This is a genomic window from Pseudomonas sp. MF09150, assembly GCF_059862355.1.
This window is the reverse complement of record NZ_JCBCUS010000001.1, coordinates 1,599,019-1,616,926: the sequence shown is the minus strand read 5'-3', so window position 1 is coordinate 1,616,926 and position 17,908 is coordinate 1,599,019. Positions and strand designations below refer to the sequence as shown.

19 protein-coding genes are annotated in these 17,908 nt (G+C 62.2%); 4 read left to right on the top strand and 15 right to left on the bottom strand.

Going from position 1 to position 17,908, the window contains the following annotated elements:
* The first annotated feature begins 104 nt into the window (after window positions 1–104).
* The 3 genes from curA to AC19YX_RS07235 all read left to right on the top strand — a co-directional run bounded on the left by curA (window position 105) and on the right by AC19YX_RS07235 (window position 3,042).
* A complete protein-coding gene (curA, locus tag AC19YX_RS07245) occupies window positions 105–1,139 on the top strand; it encodes an NADPH-dependent curcumin/dihydrocurcumin reductase (protein ID WP_078471176.1) in 1,035 nt (344 codons plus the stop codon).
* A gap of 65 nt (window positions 1,140–1,204) precedes the next feature.
* On the top strand, window positions 1,205–1,807 hold the full coding sequence (gene recR / locus AC19YX_RS07240; protein ID WP_078471177.1) for a recombination mediator RecR: 603 nt from the start codon (window positions 1,205–1,207) through the stop codon (window positions 1,805–1,807).
* 86 nt (window positions 1,808–1,893) lie between these two features.
* Window positions 1,894–3,042 (top strand): acyl-CoA dehydrogenase family protein, encoded by a 1,149-nt coding sequence (locus AC19YX_RS07235; protein WP_500605986.1) that lies wholly within the window; start codon window positions 1,894–1,896, stop codon window positions 3,040–3,042.
* A gap of 72 nt (window positions 3,043–3,114) precedes the next feature.
* On the opposite strand, the gene AC19YX_RS07230 is transcribed toward AC19YX_RS07235, so the two are convergent.
* Window positions 3,115–3,663: an adenine phosphoribosyltransferase gene (locus tag AC19YX_RS07230; RefSeq protein WP_078471179.1), complete on the bottom strand. Its 549-nt coding sequence runs from the start codon at window positions 3,661–3,663 to the stop codon at window positions 3,115–3,117.
* Between the two features lie 81 nt (window positions 3,664–3,744).
* Window positions 3,745–4,479 carry a Crp/Fnr family transcriptional regulator FnrA gene (gene fnrA / locus AC19YX_RS07225; protein WP_201130207.1) on the bottom strand — a complete coding sequence of 245 codons (735 nt, stop codon included), beginning with the start codon at window positions 4,477–4,479 and terminating at the stop codon, window positions 3,745–3,747.
* Between the two features lie 154 nt (window positions 4,480–4,633).
* On the opposite strand from fnrA, the gene AC19YX_RS07220 reads away from it, so the two are divergent.
* On the top strand, window positions 4,634–5,110 hold the full coding sequence (locus AC19YX_RS07220; protein ID WP_078471181.1) for a hypothetical protein: 477 nt from the start codon (window positions 4,634–4,636) through the stop codon (window positions 5,108–5,110).
* Here AC19YX_RS07220 and hemN read toward each other — a convergent pair.
* The 13 genes from hemN to ccoO (AC19YX_RS07155) form a co-directional block, all read right to left on the bottom strand.
* Window positions 5,107–6,489: an oxygen-independent coproporphyrinogen III oxidase gene (gene hemN, locus AC19YX_RS07215; RefSeq protein WP_078471182.1), complete on the bottom strand. Its 1,383-nt coding sequence runs from the start codon at window positions 6,487–6,489 to the stop codon at window positions 5,107–5,109. The two genes, AC19YX_RS07220 and hemN, sit on opposite strands and share 4 nt — an antisense overlap.
* A 148-nt stretch (window positions 6,490–6,637) precedes the next feature.
* Window positions 6,638–7,321, bottom strand: a complete 684-nt coding sequence (locus tag AC19YX_RS07210; protein WP_078471183.1) for a sulfite exporter TauE/SafE family protein — start codon at window positions 7,319–7,321, stop codon at window positions 6,638–6,640.
* Window positions 7,314–7,544: a cbb3-type cytochrome oxidase assembly protein CcoS gene (gene ccoS, locus AC19YX_RS07205; RefSeq protein ID WP_078471184.1), complete on the bottom strand. Its 231-nt coding sequence runs from the start codon at window positions 7,542–7,544 to the stop codon at window positions 7,314–7,316. The genes AC19YX_RS07210 and ccoS overlap by 8 nt, the downstream gene beginning before the upstream one ends.
* A 22-nt stretch (window positions 7,545–7,566) precedes the next feature.
* Window positions 7,567–10,017, bottom strand: coding sequence for a heavy metal translocating P-type ATPase (locus tag AC19YX_RS07200; RefSeq protein ID WP_500605985.1), 2,451 nt, complete (start codon window positions 10,015–10,017; stop codon window positions 7,567–7,569).
* A 163-nt stretch (window positions 10,018–10,180) separates the two neighbouring features.
* A complete protein-coding gene (locus tag AC19YX_RS07195; protein ID WP_421547521.1) occupies window positions 10,181–10,720 on the bottom strand; it encodes a FixH family protein in 540 nt (179 codons plus the stop codon).
* 11 nt (window positions 10,721–10,731) lie between these two features.
* On the bottom strand, window positions 10,732–12,147 hold the full coding sequence (gene ccoG, locus AC19YX_RS07190; RefSeq protein ID WP_020300401.1) for a cytochrome c oxidase accessory protein CcoG: 1,416 nt from the start codon (window positions 12,145–12,147) through the stop codon (window positions 10,732–10,734).
* A gap of 271 nt (window positions 12,148–12,418) precedes the next feature.
* Window positions 12,419–13,402, bottom strand: a complete 984-nt coding sequence (gene ccoP, locus AC19YX_RS07185; protein ID WP_078471187.1) for a cytochrome-c oxidase, cbb3-type subunit III — start codon at window positions 13,400–13,402, stop codon at window positions 12,419–12,421.
* The gene (locus AC19YX_RS07180; protein ID WP_003175465.1) at window positions 13,399–13,584 is read right to left on the bottom strand and encodes a CcoQ/FixQ family Cbb3-type cytochrome c oxidase assembly chaperone; all 186 of its coding nucleotides are present in this window, start codon (window positions 13,582–13,584) and stop codon (window positions 13,399–13,401) included. The genes ccoP (AC19YX_RS07185) and AC19YX_RS07180 overlap by 4 nt, the downstream gene beginning before the upstream one ends.
* A gap of 5 nt (window positions 13,585–13,589) precedes the next feature.
* Window positions 13,590–14,198 carry a cytochrome-c oxidase, cbb3-type subunit II gene (gene ccoO, locus AC19YX_RS07175; RefSeq protein WP_011060240.1) on the bottom strand — a complete coding sequence of 203 codons (609 nt, stop codon included), beginning with the start codon at window positions 14,196–14,198 and terminating at the stop codon, window positions 13,590–13,592.
* Complete coding sequence (ccoN, locus tag AC19YX_RS07170) at window positions 14,198–15,640, bottom strand: cytochrome-c oxidase, cbb3-type subunit I (protein WP_078471188.1); 1,443 nt, start codon at window positions 15,638–15,640, stop codon at window positions 14,198–14,200. The genes ccoO (AC19YX_RS07175) and ccoN overlap by 1 nt, the downstream gene beginning before the upstream one ends.
* Window positions 15,641–16,127: 487 nt before the next feature.
* Window positions 16,128–17,075 carry a cytochrome-c oxidase, cbb3-type subunit III gene (gene ccoP / locus AC19YX_RS07165; RefSeq protein ID WP_500605984.1) on the bottom strand — a complete coding sequence of 316 codons (948 nt, stop codon included), beginning with the start codon at window positions 17,073–17,075 and terminating at the stop codon, window positions 16,128–16,130.
* Window positions 17,072–17,290 (bottom strand): cbb3-type cytochrome oxidase subunit 3, encoded by a 219-nt coding sequence (locus AC19YX_RS07160; protein ID WP_020300405.1) that lies wholly within the window; start codon window positions 17,288–17,290, stop codon window positions 17,072–17,074. Before AC19YX_RS07160 ends, ccoP (AC19YX_RS07165) begins: the two co-directional genes overlap by 4 nt.
* 3 nt (window positions 17,291–17,293) lie before the next feature.
* Window positions 17,294–17,902, bottom strand: coding sequence for a cytochrome-c oxidase, cbb3-type subunit II (gene ccoO / locus AC19YX_RS07155; protein ID WP_020300406.1), 609 nt, complete (start codon window positions 17,900–17,902; stop codon window positions 17,294–17,296).
* Window positions 17,903–17,908 lie beyond the last annotated feature (6 nt).

Sequence of the window (17,908 nt, the reverse complement as noted above, 5' to 3'; positions counted from 1 at the left end):
GCCGGCGATGCCTGGCATGAACAGGTAGAAACTTCGAACGCCCCCGGCATGTCGCGGTCTGCACCCTGTATGACCCATTCAATCCTTGATAAGGAGCGCCTCTGATGTCGCAAGCATTGACCCTCAACCAGCGCGTGGTTCTGGTTTCCCGGCCGAACGGAGCGCCTGTGCCGGAAAACTTTCGCCTGGAGCGCGTGGCGTTGCCGGACCTGGCGGACGGCCAGGTACTGCTGAAGACCTTGTACCTGTCGCTGGACCCCTACATGCGTGGACGCATGAGTGATGCACCGTCCTATGCTGCGCCCGTCGAGATCAATGAAGTCATGACCGGCGGTGCTGTCAGCCAGGTCGAACGCTCACGCAACCCGAAATTTCAGGAAGGTGACCTGGTGGTGGGCGCCACCGGTTGGCAGAGCCACAGCATTTCCGACGGGCGCAATCTGGTGCCGGTGCCGGTGGGGCTGCCCAGCCCGTCCATGGCCTTGGGGGTGCTGGGCATGCCGGGCATGACCGCCTACATGGGGTTGATGGACATCGGCCAGCCTAAGGCCGGGGAAACCCTGGTGGTGGCTGCGGCCTCCGGCGCCGTGGGTTCGGTGGTAGGGCAGGTGGCCAAGCTCAAGGGGCTGCGAGTGGTCGGGGTGGCCGGCGGTGCCGAGAAATGCCGGTATGTGGTTGAGGAATTGGGTTTTGATGCCTGTATCGATCACCACAGCCCGGATTTTGCCGACGAACTGGCCCAGGCCTGCTTCAAGGGGGTGGACATCTATTTCGAGAACGTCGGCGGCAAGGTGTTCGATGCAGTGTTGCCGCTGCTCAACCCGAAGGCACGGATCCCCCTGTGCGGGCTGATTGCCCAGTACAACGCCCAGGAGGCGCCACCCGGACCGGATCGCCTGCCGCTGCTGCAACGTGCATTGCTGACCAAACGCGTGCGCATCCAGGGTTTTATCGTGTTTGATGACTACGCTGATCGCCAGCCGGAGTTTGTCAGCGCCATGGCGCCCTGGGTGCGCGAAGGCAAGGTCAAGTTCAAGGAGGACGTGGTCGATGGCCTGGAACAGGCACCTGAAGCCTTTATCGGCCTGCTCGAAGGGCGCAACTTCGGCAAGCTGGTGGTGCGCGTCGCGCAACCTTGAGCATTTGACGCTAATCGGAGGCGCGGGTATAAACCGCGTCTCGTTGTTTTGTCGGACCTTTGCCCATGAGCTTCAGCCCCCTTATTCGCCAACTGATCGACGCCCTGCGCACCTTGCCCGGTGTAGGTCAGAAAACCGCCCAGCGCATGGCCCTGCAATTGCTCGAGCGCGACCGCAGCGGCGGCTCGCGGCTGGCCCTGGCCCTGAGCCAGGCCATGGAGGGCGTGGGTCATTGCCGGCTGTGCCGGACCCTCACCGAAGACGATCTGTGCCCGCAATGCTCGGATAATCGCCGCGACGACACTTTGCTGTGTGTGGTCGAGGGGCCGATGGATGTGTACGCGGTGGAGCAAACCGGTTATCGCGGTCGCTATTTTGTGCTCAAGGGGCATTTGTCGCCGCTGGACGGCCTTGGCCCTGAAGCCATCGGTATTCCACAATTGGTGGCACGCATCGAGGAGCAGGGCAGTTTCACCGAGGTGATTCTGGCGACCAACCCTACGGTCGAGGGCGAGGCTACGGCGCACTACATCGCTCAACTGCTGAGCAACAAGGGCCTGGTGACCTCGCGTATTGCCCATGGCGTGCCGCTGGGTGGCGAGCTGGAGCTGGTGGACGGCGGGACCCTGGCCCATTCGTTCGCCGGGCGCAAACCTATCGCCTTGTAAGGACTCGTGGCGCGCCGAGCGTGGCGCTGCCTTGAAAACCAAGCAAGCGCTTGGTAAGTTCCTCCGACCTTCAGAGGAGCTTGCCGATGTCTGCCTGCCAGGAATACTTCGACCCCAGCCACCAATTGATCCGCGATAGCGTGCTACGTTTCGTCGAGCGCGAGATCCTTCCCGATATCGACCAGTGGGAAGAGGCCGAGACCTTCCCCCGCGAGTTGTATCTCAAGGCCGGCGCTGCCGGGATCCTCGGCATCGGCTATCCGGAGGCACTGGGTGGCAGCCATGAAGGTGACGTGTTCGCCAAGATTGCCGCCAGCGAAGAGCTGATGCGCAGCGGCTCCGGCGGCCTGGTGGCGGCCTTGGGGTCACTGGATATCGGCTTGCCGCCGATCGTCAAATGGGCCCGGGCGGAGGTTCGTGATCGGGTGGTGCCCCAGGTACTGTCCGGGGAGAAAATCAGCGCCCTGGCGGTGACTGAGCCCGGCGGTGGCTCGGATGTGGCCAATCTGCAAACGCGGGCCGTGCGCGAGGGCGATTATTACCGGGTCAGCGGCAGCAAGACCTTTATCACCAGCGGTGTGCGCGCGGACTTCTACACCGTGGCGGTGCGCACCGGGGCGCCGGGCTTTGGTGGTATCAGCCTGCTATTGATCGAAAAGGGTACCCCGGGCTTCAGCGTCGGCCGTCAGTTGAAGAAAATGGGTTGGTGGGCCTCCGATACCGCCGAGCTGTTCTTCGATGATTGCCGGGTGCCTGTGGAACATCTGATCGGCGCCGAAAACATGGGGTTTGCCTGCATCATGGGCAACTTTCAGAGCGAGCGGCTCGCCTTGGCGCTGATGGCCAACATGACCGCGCAACTGGCTCTGGAAGAGAGCCTGAAGTGGGCGCGTGAGCGTGAGGCGTTCGGCAAACCCATCGGCAAGTTTCAGGTGCTCAAGCATCGCCTGGCGGAGATGGCCACGGCGCTGGAAGTCTCACGGGAGTTCACGTATCGGCAGGCCGCGAAAATGGCCGCCGGCAAGAGTGTGATCAAGGAGATTTCCATGGCCAAGAATGTGGCCACCGACACCGCCGACCGCATCACTTATGACGCGGTGCAGATCCTCGGCGGGCTGGGCTACATGCGTGAAAGCCTGGTGGAGCGGCTGTACCGCGACAATCGCATCCTTTCCATCGGCGGTGGCACCCGGGAAGTGATGAACGAAATCATCAGTAAGCAGATGGGTTTGTAGCGCGATTTGCCGGCAAGGCCGCTGCCACATTGCATGGGGCGGTAGCGGCGGGCGTGCCGGCGAGAAGGATAATCAGCGCTCAGTCAGGGAAAACCGGGTCAGGCAAAAGGTCGGGATGCCCATGTCTTCCAGTTTTTGCGAGCCACCCAGTTCCGGCAGGTCGATGATGGCGGCGGCTTCGAAGATCTTCGCTCCCATGCGCCGTACCAGGTTGGCCGCGGCGATCAGGGTGCCGCCGGTCGCGATCAGGTCATCGAACATCAGCACCGAGTCGCCTTCGCACAGGCTGTCGGCGTGCACTTCGAGGAAGGCCTCGCCGTACTCGGTCTGATACCCCTCGGCCAGCACATCAGCAGGCAGCTTGCCCTGTTTGCGGAACAGGATCAGCGGTTTGTTCAGTTGGTAGGCGATGATCGAGCCGATCAGAAACCCACGGGCATCCATGGCGCCAATGTGGCTGAAGTCTTCTTCGACATAACGCTGGGCAAAGCTGTCGGCTACCAGGCGCAGGGCCTTGGGCGACTGGAACAGGGGGGTGATGTCGCGAAAGATGACGCCCGGTTTCGGAAAGTCGATGACGGGGCGGATCAGGGATTTGATGTCGAAGCTGTCGAAGACCATCGTGAGGGTGTCCTGGCGGGCAAATGGGCCGCGCCAGTATACCCGCGCCTGCGCCGCTTGGCTCGGCGCGGGCGGCTGGGGTCAGACTTCCAGTGCGCCGCCAGCGAGGGCGCAGAGCTGGATCGGATCGAGGATGTGCACTTCCTTGCCTTCGGCCGCGATCAGTTCGTTCTGCTGGAAGCGCGTGAACACCCGGGACACGGTTTCCACCGCCAGGCCCAGGTAATTACCGATTTCGTTGCGTGACATGCTCAGACGGAACTGATTGGCCGAGAACCCGCGAGCCCTGAAGCGCGCGGAGAGGTTGACCAGAAAGGTCGCAATGCGTTCGTCGGCGGTTTTTTTCGATAGCAGCAGCATCATTTGCTGGTCGTCACGAATTTCCCGGCTCATGACGCGCATCAGCTGGCGGCGCAACTGTGGCAGTTGCAAGGCCAGTTCATCGAGGCGTTCGAAAGGAATTTCGCAGACTGAGGTGGTTTCCAGCGCCTGGGCGGAAACCGGATGGCTTTCGGTGTCCATCCCGGACAGGCCTACCAGCTCGCTGGGCAGGTGGAAGCCGGTGATCTGTTCTTCGCCGCTGTCGCTCAGGCTGAAGGTCTTGAGCGCGCCGGAGCGTACCGCATAGACGGAGTCGAATTTATCGCCCTGGCGAAACAGGAATTCGCCTTTCTTCAGTGGCCGACCACGTTTGACAATTTCGTCCAGCGCATCCATGTCTTCCAGATTCAGAGAAAGTGGCAGGCAGAGGGGGGCCAGGCTGCAATCCTTGCAATGGGCCTGGTTGTGAGCGCGCAGTTTAACTGGCTCGGACATTACTAAAATCCTTGTGGGGAAACACACATAAGCCGTAAGGGTACCTCACAGTACAAGGTTCAAGCCAGTCCGCGCCGCAGTGACGTTCAGTCGTAAAGCATTCCTTTCAGGGGTCGATAACCTGTCATCGCCAATCGTGCAGGGAACCTAAATCATGTCTTCCATTGGCAGCATTTCCAGTGGCAACAACAACTTGCAGCCACTGATCGAGCCTTCGCCGATAGCGGGCGATGACCCCTCTCATGCGGCCAATGGGGCCATTGCACTCAGTGCCGAGGGCGTCAAAGTGTCGCTGTCCGGTGCCGGGCAAAGTAAATCCTCCGCTGCCAAGGGCTCCGACAACGATATTGAAGAAAGCGGCCTGCCCGAGAATATCCAGCAACTGTTGAAGATGATTCGCAAGTTGCAGCAGCAGATCGCCGAAAAAATGGCCGAAATGCAGGCGGTCATGGCCGACAAACATCTCACGCCGGAACAGGTCAAAGCCCGCCAAGGCAGCTTGCAAGCCGCCTTGGCGGGGCTCAATGCCGGTTTGCTGACCGCCAACAACGCCTTGGCCAAAGCCATGAAAACGTCCGGACTGTCTCCTGAGCAAGTGCTCAAGGCCGCCTCCTTGTTGATGAAGTCCTAGATCACCCGGGAAAACCGCTGACGATTCTGTTGTTCCAGGTAGGCGTCGAACACCATGCACACCGAGCGCACCAGCAGGCGCCCGGCGGGCAGTACGGTGATGCCGGTGCTGTCCAGCTCAATCAGGCCGTCATTGGCCATGGCCCGCAGTTGTGGCCACAGGTCTTTGAAATAGCCGTGAAAGTCGATATTGAACGCCTGTTCGATGGCTTCGAATTGCAGGCTGAAATTGCAGATCAGTTGCTGAATCACCTCGCGCCGCAGCCGATCGTCCGGGTTGCACACCAGGCCGCGGCTGGTGGCCAGTTGGGCGCCGGCCAGGGCGTTCTGATAGTGATTGAGGTCGCTGCTGTTCTGGCAGTACAGGTCGCCGATCTGGCTGATGGCCGAGACGCCGAGACCAATCAGGTCGCAATGGCCGTGGGTGGTGTAGCCCTGGAAGTTGCGCTGCAGGGTCGAGTCTTCCTGGGCAATGGCCAGCTCGTCGTCGGGCAGGGCGAAATGGTCCATGCCGATATAGCGATAGCCCGCCGCTGTCAGTTGCTCGATGGTGCGCTGGAGCATCTGCAATTTGTCGGCCGGGGCCGGTAGTTCATTGCCGTTGATCCGCCGCTGAGGCATGAAGCGCTCGGGCAGGTGGGCGTAGTTGAACACCGAGAGCCGATCCGGCTGCAGGTTGATCACCTCCTCCACGGTGCGGGCGAAGTTGTCCGGGGTCTGCTTGGGCAGGCCGTAGATCAGGTCGATGTTGATCGAGCGAAACTGCAGGGTGCGCGCGGCTTCGATGACGGCGCGGGTTTCTTCCAGGCTTTGCAGGCGGTTGACCGCACGTTGCACGGCCGGGTCTAGGTCCTGCAGGCCGATGCTGACCCGGTTGAAGCCCAGCTCGCGCAGCAGGCCCATGGTCGACCAGTCGGCTTCACGGGGATCGATCTCGATGCCGTAGTCGCCGGAGTCGTCGTCCAGCAGGTTGAAGTGCTTGCGCAGCTGGGCCATCAGTTGCCGCAGTTCGTCATGGCTGAGAAAGGTCGGGGTGCCGCCGCCGAAGTGCAGCTGCTCGACTTTCTGGTTGGGGTCCAGGTGGCAGGCGATCAGCTGGATTTCCTGCTCCAGGCGCTGCAGGTAGGGCTGGGCGCGGCCGCGGTCCTTGGTGATGACTTTATTGCAGGCGCAGTAATAGCAAATGTTGGCGCAGAACGGCACATGCACATACAGCGACAGCGGGCGCAGGGCCTTGCGACTGTCGCGAAGGGCGTGCAGCAGGTCGAACGTACCGACCTGGCTATTGAATTGCACGGCGGTCGGATAAGAGGTGTAGCGAGGCCCCGCCAGGTCGTAACGGCGGATCAGATCAGTGTCCCAACGAATGGCGTCGAGCATGCGGGAATTCCCCCGGATAGGCTGGCAGTGTTCGCGAGTCTAGGGGGTCGATGCGGCGCCCATCTTGATTTGCATCAAGGGTGGTCGGTGGCTCGCGGGTCGATGCGACCAGCGTAAAGCGTGATGCTAGACGCCTGTCGGGCGTTGCTCAGTGCCCCATCAGCCAGTGCTGGTGCGGGCCGGGCAGGGTCCAGATACCAAACAGGATCACCAGCAGGCCACCCGTCATGCGGATGCTGCGCTTGCGCAACAGGGCCGTGACCCGCTCGGCGGCCAGCCCAGTGGCCAGCAGCACCGGCCAGGTGCCCAGGCCGAAAGCCAGCATCAACAGTGCGCTGTCCACGGCATTCCCCTGGCTGGCCGACCACAGCAGGGTGCTGTAGACCAGCCCGCACGGCAGCCAGCCCCAGAGCGCGCCCAGGAGCAGGGCGCGGGGCAGGCTCGACACCGGCAGCAAGCGATTGGCGAATGGCTGTATATGGCGCCACAGGCCGCGTCCGAGGCTTTCGATGCGGGTCAGGCCGCTCCACCAGCCGGCCAGGTACAGGCCCATGACAATCAGCAGCAGCCCGGCGAGTACCCGCATAAACAGCGCCGCCGGGCTGTTGGCCACCGCCCATCCGGCGAGACCGAGCAACAGGCCGGCCGTGGCGTAACTGAGAATCCGCCCCAGGTTGTAGGCCAGCAACAGGCGAAAGCGTCGGCTGCGCTGTTCCTTGGGGATTGCCAGGGTCAGCGCGCCCATCAGGCCGCCACACATGCCCAGGCAATGCCCGCCGCCGAGCAGGCCGAGGATGACGGCAGAAACCAGCAGCGGCGCCAGTTCAAGCATGGGGCGGTGCCTGGTCTTTGCCGGGCGCCGGCTCAGCCTCGGGCTGGCCTTTGGCTTCGTCGACGGCGGCCTGGTGCTTCGGGTCCTGGTCGTCGAACAGAATGCTGTGGGCCGGGCCGTCGAGGTCGTCGTACTGACCGCTGTCGACCGCCCAGAAGAAGATGTAGATGGCGATGCCCACGATCAGCAGGGCCGCCGGGATCATCACATAAAGAGCTGGCATCTGGACTCCATGCTGGCGCGGCTCAAGCCGGCAACGGGCGGGTTTCAGGCGTGGCGCTGGCTGCCTGCACGGCTGGCATGCGGGTCAGGCGTAGGGCGTTGAGCACCACGGTCAGGGAACTGATGGACATGCCGACCGCAGCCCAGACGGGAGTGATCCAGCCGAGGGCGGCGAACGGCAGCATGAGGCCATTGTACAGCCCGGCCCACAGCAGGTTTTCGATGATCACCCGCCGGGTACGCCGGGCCAGGCTGAAGGCCTGTACCAGGGCCTCCAGGCGATTGGACAGCAGCACCGCGTCGGCACTGGTTTTCGCCAGGTCCGTGGCCGAGCCCATGGCCACGCTGATATCGGCCGCGGCCAATACCGGCACATCATTGACCCCGTCGCCGAGCATCAGCACCTTGCGTCCCTGTTGATGCAACTGTTGCAGGACTTGCAACTTGTCATCCGGGCGCAAGCCGCCGTGGGCTTCATCGATCCCCAGTTCGGCGGCGACGCTGGCAACCATCGGCGAGCTGTCGCCGGACAGCAGCAAGGTGCGCCAGCCGCGTGCCTTGCAGGCGGCGAGCAGGGCAGGGGCGTCGGCGCGCAGCCGATCATCCAGGACGAACCAGGCCAGCGGGCCCTGGCGGTTGCCCAGCAGCAGCCATTGTCCGGCCTCATCAGGCAGGGCTGGCAGTGCCGCGCCGCTCAGGGCGCAGACAAAGGCCGGCTGGCCGATGCGCAAGTGCTGTTCGCCGACTCGGCCTTCAAGGCCCAGGCCCGGGGTGCTGAGCACTTCTTCGGCTGCCACCGGGGCGCGTCCGAATGCGCGGGCGATTGGGTGCTCCGAACGATTTTCCAGCGCGGCGGCAAGGCCCAGGCACTGCTCGCTGTCGAGGTGGCTCAGCGGCCGGATGGCGCGCAAGGCCAGGCGCCCTTCGGTGAGGGTGCCGGTCTTGTCGAAAATGACCGTATCGATCTGGTTCAGGCCCTCCAGCACATGGCCGCGAGTGAGCAGCAGGCCCAGTTTGTGCAGGGTGCCGGTGGCCGCGGTGAGTGCGGTCGGGGTGGCCAGGGACAGCGCGCACGGGCAGGTGGCGACCAGCATCGCCAGAACGATCCAGAACGCCCGGGAGGCATCCAGTTGCCACCACAGCAGGCCGATGGCGGCTGCGGCGATCAATGACAGCAGGAGGAACCACTGGGCGGCGCGGTCGGCGATTTCCGCCAGGCGCGGCTTCTCCGCCTGGGCCCGGTCCAGCAGGCGCACGATGGCCGAGAGGCGGGTGTCCTGGCCCAGGGCCAGAACCTCGACGGTCAGCGCGCCCTCGACGTTGAGGGTGCCGGCGGTGACCGCATCCCCAGTGGTGCGCGGTTGCGGCAGGTATTCTCCGGTCAGCAGCGATTCATCGATGCTCGATTGGCCGTCGAGGATCTTGCCATCGGCCGGCAGGATGGCACCGGGGTGCACCAGCACCCGGTCGCCCAGGGCCAGTTCGCTGAGCAGGATGCGCTCGCTCTGGCCGTCCGCGCCCAGGCGCAGGCACGAGGCGGGCAGCAGGTTCACCAGTTGCGCGGTGGCGGCAGCGGTACGTTCCCGGGCCCGGCGCTCCAGGTAACGCCCAGCCAGCAGGAACAGGGCGAACATGCCCACCGCATCGAAGTACAACTCGCCGACCCCGCTGATGGCGGTCCAGATCCCGGCAATGTAGGCGCCGCCAATGGCCAGGGACACCGAGACGTCCATGGTCAGGTGGCGGGTGCGCAGGTCGCGCATGGCGCCCTTGAAGAACGGTGCGCAGCTGTAGAACACGATCGGGGTGGTCAGGAACAGTGCGACCCAGCGCAGGATGGTGTGCAGTTCGGGGCTGAGGTCGATGTTGAATTCCGGCCAGGTGGCCATGGTGGCCATCATCGCCTGGAACCACAGCAAGCCGGCCACCCCCAATTGGCGCAGGGCCAGGCGATTTTCGCTGGCCAACTGCTCGGAGGCGCGATCGGCCTGGTAGGGGTGGGCCGCGTAGCCGATATGCCGCAGTTCACTGAGCAGTTGGCTCAGCGGCAGTTGGCTGTCGACCCAGCTTACGTGCAGGCGATGGTTGGACAGGTTCAGGCGCGCCTCAGCCACGGCGGGCAGGCTGCGCAGGTGTTTCTCGATCAGCCAGCCACAGGCGGCGCAACTGATGCCCTCCATCAGTAGCGTGGTTTCTGCCAGGTCGCCCTGGTGCCGGACAAAGGGTTTTTGCACATCGGCGCGGTCGTAGAGCGCCAGTTCATCCACCAGTTGCACCGGCAGCGCCTCAGGGTTGGCCGAGGCTTCGCTGCGATGCTGGTAGTAGCTTTCCAGGCCGCCGGCGACGATCGCCTCGGCAACCGCCTGGCAGCCGGGGCAGCAAAATTCGCGGGCCTGGCCCAGGACGACAGCGGTGAAGCGGCTGCCGGACGGAACCGGCAATGCGCAGTGGTAGCAGGGGAGGGGCGTGGTCATGTGCGTAGCCATTAAAACCGTTGTGGCCAGGAAGCGGGCGCGTGCCCGCCAGTCAGGTCGATGCACTGTCGCGCAAGCGCATGACCTGAACGATCGGCGTCGCAAACCATGGTGCCGCGGTGCGGCCTTGCGGGAGCACGCTCCCTAGCCACAGGGGTGCGCATTACTTCTTCAGGTCTTCGGCGCCTTGCAGAGGCTCGTCGCCTAGCAGCAGGTCCTTGTCATGGCTGACTTGCTCCTCTTCGAACATGCGCCAGGTCTTGTCGCCCTCCACGCCCAGCAGCTCGACAAAACGACGGCCCTCGACCTTGTCGGTCAGTTGCCCGATATAGCGGCCTTGCTCGGTTTCGCTGCGGGCCAGGGTGATCTTGCGGTCTTTTTCCGGCTGGGTCGGCGAGATCAGGTTCAGCTCCAGGGTGGAGGGCTGGCTGTTGCCGCTCAGGCGCAGCTCGACTTCGCCGGTCAGCTCGTCGAGGTGCACGTTGGCGCGCATTTTCAGGGTCTGGGCCAGCAGTTCGCGGTCCAGCGAGCGATTGATACCCTTGCCGGCCTCGTAATAGTTGTCGTTGACCAGGTTGTCCGGGTTGTTCACTGCAATGGTCACCATGGACAGGGTCAAGGTCACCGAACAGGCCAGGATGCCGATGATGATCCAGGGCCAGAGGTGCTTGTACCAAGGGCTTGCGGCGGTTGCTGCGGGCATGATGACTTCTCTCAACGAATTTGTGGGCCGATGAACCGGCTCTTGGCTTCAACGTGGACGCTTTCATCGTCGGCGTCCTTGAGGATGAACTTCACCTCGTTGGTGCTCGACGGCAGTTGTTCCGGGGCGCTCGACAGCTCCACCGGCATGCTGACGATATCGCCGGCCGCCACCTTGATCTCGCGTTTGCCTTGCAGTTTCAGGTCCGGCAGGCCGGCAGCGTCGAGGACGTAGGTGTGGTCGCGCTGGTCCTTGTTCATGATCTTCAGGCTGTAGACGTTTTCGATCCGGCCCTCGGCGTTTTCACGGTAGAGCACGCGGTCTTTGCTGACGTCGAAACCCACCAGCGAACGCATGAAGAACGCGGTGACCAGCAGGCTGATCATGGCCAGCAGCACCAGCGCATAACCGATCAGGCGCGGGCGCAGTTTATGGGTTTTCTGCCCGGAAAGGTTGTGCTCCGTGGTGTAGCTGATCAGCCCCCGCGGGTACTCCATCTTGTCCATGATGCTGTCGCAGGCGTCGATGCAGGCGGCGCAACCGATGCACTCAATCTGCAGGCCGTCGCGGATGTCGATGCCGGTCGGGCAGACCTGTACGCACATGGTGCAGTCGATGCAATCGCCCAGGCCCATGGCCTTGTAGTCGGCGCCTTTCTTGCGCGGGCCACGGGCTTCACCCCGGCGCGGGTCGTAGGAGACGATCAGGGTGTCCTTGTCGAACATCACGCTCTGGAAGCGCGCATACGGGCACATGTAGATGCACACCTGTTCGCGCAGCCAGCCGGCGTTGCCGTAGGTGGCCAGGGTGAAGAAGCCGACCCAGAAGTACGACCAGCCATCTGCCTCGCCGGTGAAAAAGTCGATCACCAATTCGCGAATCGGTGAGAAGTAACCGACGAAGGTCATGCCGGTGACGAAACCGATCAGCAGCCACAGGCTGTGTTTACTGAATTTGCGCACGAACTTGTTGGCGCTCATGGGCGCCTTGTCGAGTTTGATGCGCTGGTTGCGGTCGCCTTCGGTGACCTTTTCGCACCACATGAAGATCCAGGTCCAGACGCTTTGCGGGCAGGTGTAGCCGCACCAGACACGCCCGGCATAGACAGTGATGAAAAACAGGCCGAAGGCGGCGATGATCAGCAGCCCGGACAGCAGAATGAAGTCCTGGGGCCAGAAGGTGGCGCCGAAGATAAAGAATTTGCGCTCCGGCAGGTTCCACCAGACGGCCTGGTGGCCACCCCAGTTGAGCCAGACGGTGCCGAAATACAGCAGGAACAATCCGGCACCCCCGAGCATCCGCAGGTTGCGGAACAGTCCGGTGAAGGCGCGGGTGTAGATTTTTTCTCGGGAGGCGTAAAGGTCGACGCTGTTGTTCGCGTTCTTGGCAGGCGGGGTAACGTTTTGTACCGGAATCTGATTGCTCATCATTGCATCCCACGGCAGTGGAAAAATGCCTCGGTCAGTACGTGCCGACCGCGGTCAAGAAAGGTAGTGCAGTGGCGCAATGATACGCCTGTCGCTCTGGCCCAAGGGTGCGACCTTTGGTCGCGTTGGGGGAAATCAATTGATGGTGTAATGACTTGAATCAATTGACTTGTGAATTATGGACGGCTTTGCCGGGGCGGCGAGGGCATGAAAACAAAAAGGCCCCGCTCATTTACATGGGCGGGGCCTTTTTTTGTTTCAGGCGTTTGCCTTACTGGGCGTCTGCCTCAGGCGCCTTGTCGCTGTGCGACAGGCTGTAGACGTAAGCGGCCAGCAGGTGAACCTTGTCGTTGCCTTGCAGTTGTTCCTGGGCAGGCATCTGGCCCTGGCGGCCGTAACGGATGGTCTGCTGCAGTTGGGCAAAGCTCGAGCCGTAGATGAAGGCGGCCGGGTGGGTCAGGTTAGGTGCGCCCATTGCTGGAGTGCCCTTGCCTTCCGGACCGTGGCAGACCGCGCAGTTGGCGGCGAACAGCTTCTGCCCCGCAGCCACGTCGGCCTTGGCGCCTTCCGGCAGCTTGCGCCCATCGAGGTTGGTCAGGACATAAGCCGCCACATCGCTGACGCCTTGCTCGCCAATGACTTCGGCCCAGGCCGGCATCACTGCGTGGCGACCGCCCATGATGGTGGTCTTGATGGTTTCCGGCTCGCCGCCCCAGCGCCAGTCGGCGTCGGTCAGGTTCGGGAAGCCGTAGGCGCCCTTGGCATCGGAACCGTGGCACACCGAGCAGTTGGAGGCGAACAGGCGACCACCCATCTTCAGCGCTTGCGGGTCCTTGGCCACTTCTTCAATGGGCATCGAAGCGAATTTGGCGAAGATCGGCCCAAACTTGGCGTCCGACTTGGCCATTTCCTTTTCCCATTCGTGCACGCCGGTCCAGCCGGACTGGCCGTTGGCGAACTCGGTTTTCTTGTCGTTATCCAGGTAGGCATAACCCGGCAGCAGGCCTTTCCAGTTGCCCAGACCCGGGTACAGCACCAGGTAACCCAGGGCGAAGATGATGGTGCCGACAAACAGCATGAACCACCATTTCGGCAGCGGGTTGTCGTACTCCTCGATCCCGTCGAAGGAGTGGCCAACCGTCTCGTCGGTCTGCTCGGCGCGCTGGCCCTTGCGGGTCGACAGCAGCAGCCAGGTCAGGGCGAAGATGGTACCCAGACTGAGGACTGTGACGTACAGACTCCAGAACGTAGTCATTCTTTGTTACTCCTAGAAGCTTGCTCGACGTGCTTGATGGCTTCGGGATCATCCGCGAAGGGCAGCAAGGTCGCGTCTTCAAACTCGGACTTGCGCTTGGGGCTGAACACCCATAGCGCCAAGCCGATGAAGGCCACCATCACGACAACGGTGCCCAGGCCTCGAATCATCCCGATATCCATCTAGATCACCGTTTGCTTTTGATGATGGTGCCCAGGCCTTGCAGATAGGCCACCAGCGCGTCCATTTCGGTTTTGCCCTTCACAGCATCCTTGGCACCGGCGATGTCTTCGTCGGTGTAAGGGACGCCGAGCGTGCGCAAGACTTCCATTTTTTTGGCGGTGTCCTTGCCGTCGAGCTTGTTTTCCACGAGGAACGGATAAGCCGGCATTTTCGACTCGGGCACTACGTTGCGCGGGTTGTACAAGTGCGCACGCTGCCAGTCATCGGAGTAACGACCGCCGACTCGGGCCAGGTCCGGGCCGGTACGCTTGGAACCCCACAGAAACGGGTGGTCCCAGACGCTTTCACCGGCGACCGAGTAGTGGCCGTAACGTTCGGTTTCAGCGCGGAACGGACGGATCATCTGCGAGTGGCAGCCGACACAGCCGTTGGCGATATAAACGTCGCGGCCTTCCAGTTCCAGGGCGGTGCGCGGCTTCATGCCTTCGACCGGCTTGTTGGTCACGTCCTGGAAGAACAGAGGGACGATCTGGGTCAGGCCGCCGATGCTGACGGCGATGACCATGAAGAAGGCCAGCAGGCCGATATTCTTCTCGACTACTTCGTGCTTCATCAGTGAGCTCCAACTACAGCGATCTGAGCAGCGGCTTCAGCTTCAGCCGGGTTCGAGGCGCGAACGGTGCGGTACACGTTGTAGGCCATGAACAGCATGCCGCTGGCAAAGAACGCACCGCCCAGGGCACGAACGATGAAACCAGGGTGGCTGGCTTGCAGGGCTTCGACGAAGGAGTAGGTGAGGGTGCCGTCATCGTTGATTGCGCGCCACATCAGGCCCTGGGTGATGCCGTTGACCCACATCGAAGCGATGTAGAGCACGGTACCGATGGTCGCGAGCCAGAAGTGGGTGTTGATCAGGCCGATGCTGTGCATCTGCGGGCGCCCGAAGACTTTCGGGATCATGTGGTAGAGCGCGCCGATCGAGATCATCGCCACCCAGCCCAGAGCACCGGCGTGTACGTGGCCGATGGTCCAGTCGGTGTAGTGCGACAGCGAGTTGACGGTCTTGATCGCCATCATCGGACCTTCGAAGGTCGACATGCCGTAGAACGCCAGGGACACCACCAAAAAGCGCAGGATCGGGTCGGTGCGCAGCTTATGCCAGGCGCCCGACAGGGTCATCATGCCGTTGATCATGCCGCCCCAGCTTGGCGCCAGCAGGATGATCGACATCGCCATGCCCAGGGACTGTGCCCAATCCGGCAGTGCGGTGTAGTGCAGGTGGTGCGGGCCGGCCCAGATGTACAGGGTGATCAGGGCCCAGAAGTGCACGATCGACAGGCGATAGGAGTAGATCGGACGCTCGGCCTGCTTCGGCACGAAGTAGTACATCATCCCCAGGAAGCCGGTGGTCAGGAAGAAACCTACCGCGTTGTGGCCGTACCACCACTGGATCATGGCGTCGGTCGCACCGGCGTAAGCCGAGTAGGACTTGAAGAAGCTGACCGGCAGCGAGGCGTGGTTGACGATGTGCAGCATCGCCGTCACGACGATGAAGGCACCGTAAAACCAGTTGCCGACGTAGATGTGCTTGGTCTTGCGCTTGGTGATGGTGCCAAAGAACACCAGACCGTAGACGACCCAGACAATGGCCAGCAGGATGGCCAGGGGCCATTCCAGTTCCGCGTATTCCTTGGTGGTGGTGTAACCCAGCGGCAAGGTAACGATCGCGCCGACGATCACGGCTTGCCATCCCCAGAAGGTGAAGGCGGCCAGCGTGTCGGAAATCAGTCGCGTTTGGCAGGTTCGCTGCACGACGTAATAGGAAGTGGCAAACAGTGCACATCCACCGAAGGCGAAGATCACCAGGTTGGTGTGCAGTGGGCGTAGGCGTCCGAACGTCGTCCAGGGAAGACCGAAGTTCAATTCAGGCCACACAAGTTGTGAGGCAATGAAGACACCAAGCCCCATGCCAAGGATCCCCCAGACCACCGTCATGATGGCGAACTGGCGGACTACCTTATAGTTATAAGCAGTCGGACTGATTGCTGTGCTCATTCTAAGGTTCCACGGTTTGGGTGTTTTATTAGGAGTAAAAAGCGGTCGCAAGTATGGAGAAACCGGGGTGCCATTGCAACGCAACCTGATCTGCGTCAATGCTTGCCAAACCAGATTCTGCGCCCTTTCCATGTTCCGCGTAGGGACAAAATCAGGTGGCAAAAATTGTCGCCTCGGACAAAAAATCCATGGCCGTCAGGTGAGATGTAACTGACTGTGTATGAACACGTTATTCAGGTGACGGACGGCGAGTGACGCGACAGCCGGTATAAACCAGCCTTTGCGCCTGACATCACGCAGAAATGTCTGAGTCGTCGGTTGTCGTCAGCTGCTGAATGGCGGTTCCAGGCCCACTGTCGAAACAAGCGTAGACCCGAATGGGAAGAGGGGAAAGCGAGGTCGGCGAAGGGTGCGACACTTGGTCGCGCAGTAGCGGGGAGCTGCCGCATCTTGATCCGATGCGGCAGCCAGGTCGAGCAGCCGGGGCTTATTCGGCTTTGCTTTCTGGCGTTGTGCCATCAGCAGGGTGGGACAGGCTGTATACGTAAGCGGCCAGCAAATGCACTTTATCGTTGCCTTGCAGGGCTTCCTGGGCTGGCATCTGGCCCTGGCGACCATGGCGAATGGTCTGTTGCAGTTGGGTCAGGCTGGTGCCGTAGATGAACGCGGCCGGTTGCGTCAGGTTCGGCGCCCCCATGGCTTCGACGCCGTGGCCTTCAGGACCATGGCACGCTACGCAGGTGGTGCTGAACGCTTGCTGTCCTGCAGCGAGGTTGGCGCTGCTGTCGGCGGGCAAGGGCAGCTTGGCCAGTTCGTGACGGACATAGGCTGCGACGTTTTTGACCCCGTCTTCACCCAGCACTTCACCCCAGGCCGGCATTGCCGCATGGCGCCCATTCATGATGGTGGCCTTGATGGTGTCTGCCGAACCACCCCAGCGCCAGCTGTTGTCAGCCAGGTTGGGGAAGCCGAACGCGCCCTTGGCATCCGAGCCGTGGCACACCGCGCAGTTGGAGGCAAACAGACGGCCGCCCATTTTCAGCGCTTGTGGGTCCTTGGCCACGTCTTCCACGGGCATGGCTGCGAATTTGGCGAAGATCGGCCCGAACTTGGCGTCGGCCTTAGCCATTTCCTTGTCCCATTCCTTGGTTTGGGTCCAGCCGTCCTGATAACCCGGCAGCACGCCTTTCCAGTTACCCAGGCCTGGGTAAAGGATCAGGTAGCCCACGGAAAATACCAGGGTGCCGGCGAACAGCAGGAACCACCATTGCGGCAACGGGTTGTCGTACTCCTCGATGCCGTCGAAGCTGTGGCCCATGGTCTGGTCGACGCTGCCCTTGGTTTCGCCCTTGCGCGTGCCGATCAGCAGCCAGGTCAGACCGATCAGGCTGCCAATGGTCAGTACGCAGATCCACGTACTCCAGAAGGTGGTCATGGCCGAATGCTCCTTGTTGCAGGCTCTTCAGGTTGAGCGTCAGGTTGGGTAACGGCGTCCGGCAGCGGCTCGTCGGCAAACGGCAGCAGGCTCGCCTGGGCGAACTCCGGGTTGCGCTTGGAGTTGAATACCCAGAGCGAGAGGCCGATGAAGGCAATTGCCACCACCAGCGTGCCGAGGCCGCGGATCATTCCAGTATCGAATTCAAGACCCATGGCTCACCTCTTGCTCTTGATGGCAGTGCCGAGCACTTGCAGGTAGGAGACCAGCGCGTCCATTTCGGTCTTGCCCTTGAGGCTGGCGACGGCGCCGCTGATGTCTTCGTCGGTGTACGGCACGCCGAAGCCGCGCATGACCTTGAGCTTGGTTTCGGTGTGGCTGCTGTCCACCGGTGCGGTGACCAGCCATGGGTAGGCCGGCATCTTCGACTCAGGCACCACGTTGCGCGGGTTGTACAAGTGCGCGCGGTGCCAGTCATCGGAGTAGCGCGCGCCGACCCGGGCCAGGTCCGGACCAGTACGCTTGGAACCCCACAGGAACGGGTGGTCCCAGACGCTTTCACCGGCGACCGAGTAGTGGCCGTAGCGCTCGGTCTCGGCGCGGAACGGCCGGATCATCTGCGAGTGGCACTGGACGCAGCCTTCGCGGATGTAGATATCGCGGCCTTCCAGTTGCAGCGCGGTGTAGGGCTTCATGCCTTCCACCGGCTTGTTGGTGACGTCCTGGAAGAACAGCGGGACGATCTGGGTCAGGCCGCCGATGCTGACGGCGAACACCATCAGCAACATCAGCAGGCCGACGTTCTTTTCAATCGTTTCGTGTTTCATGGCTAA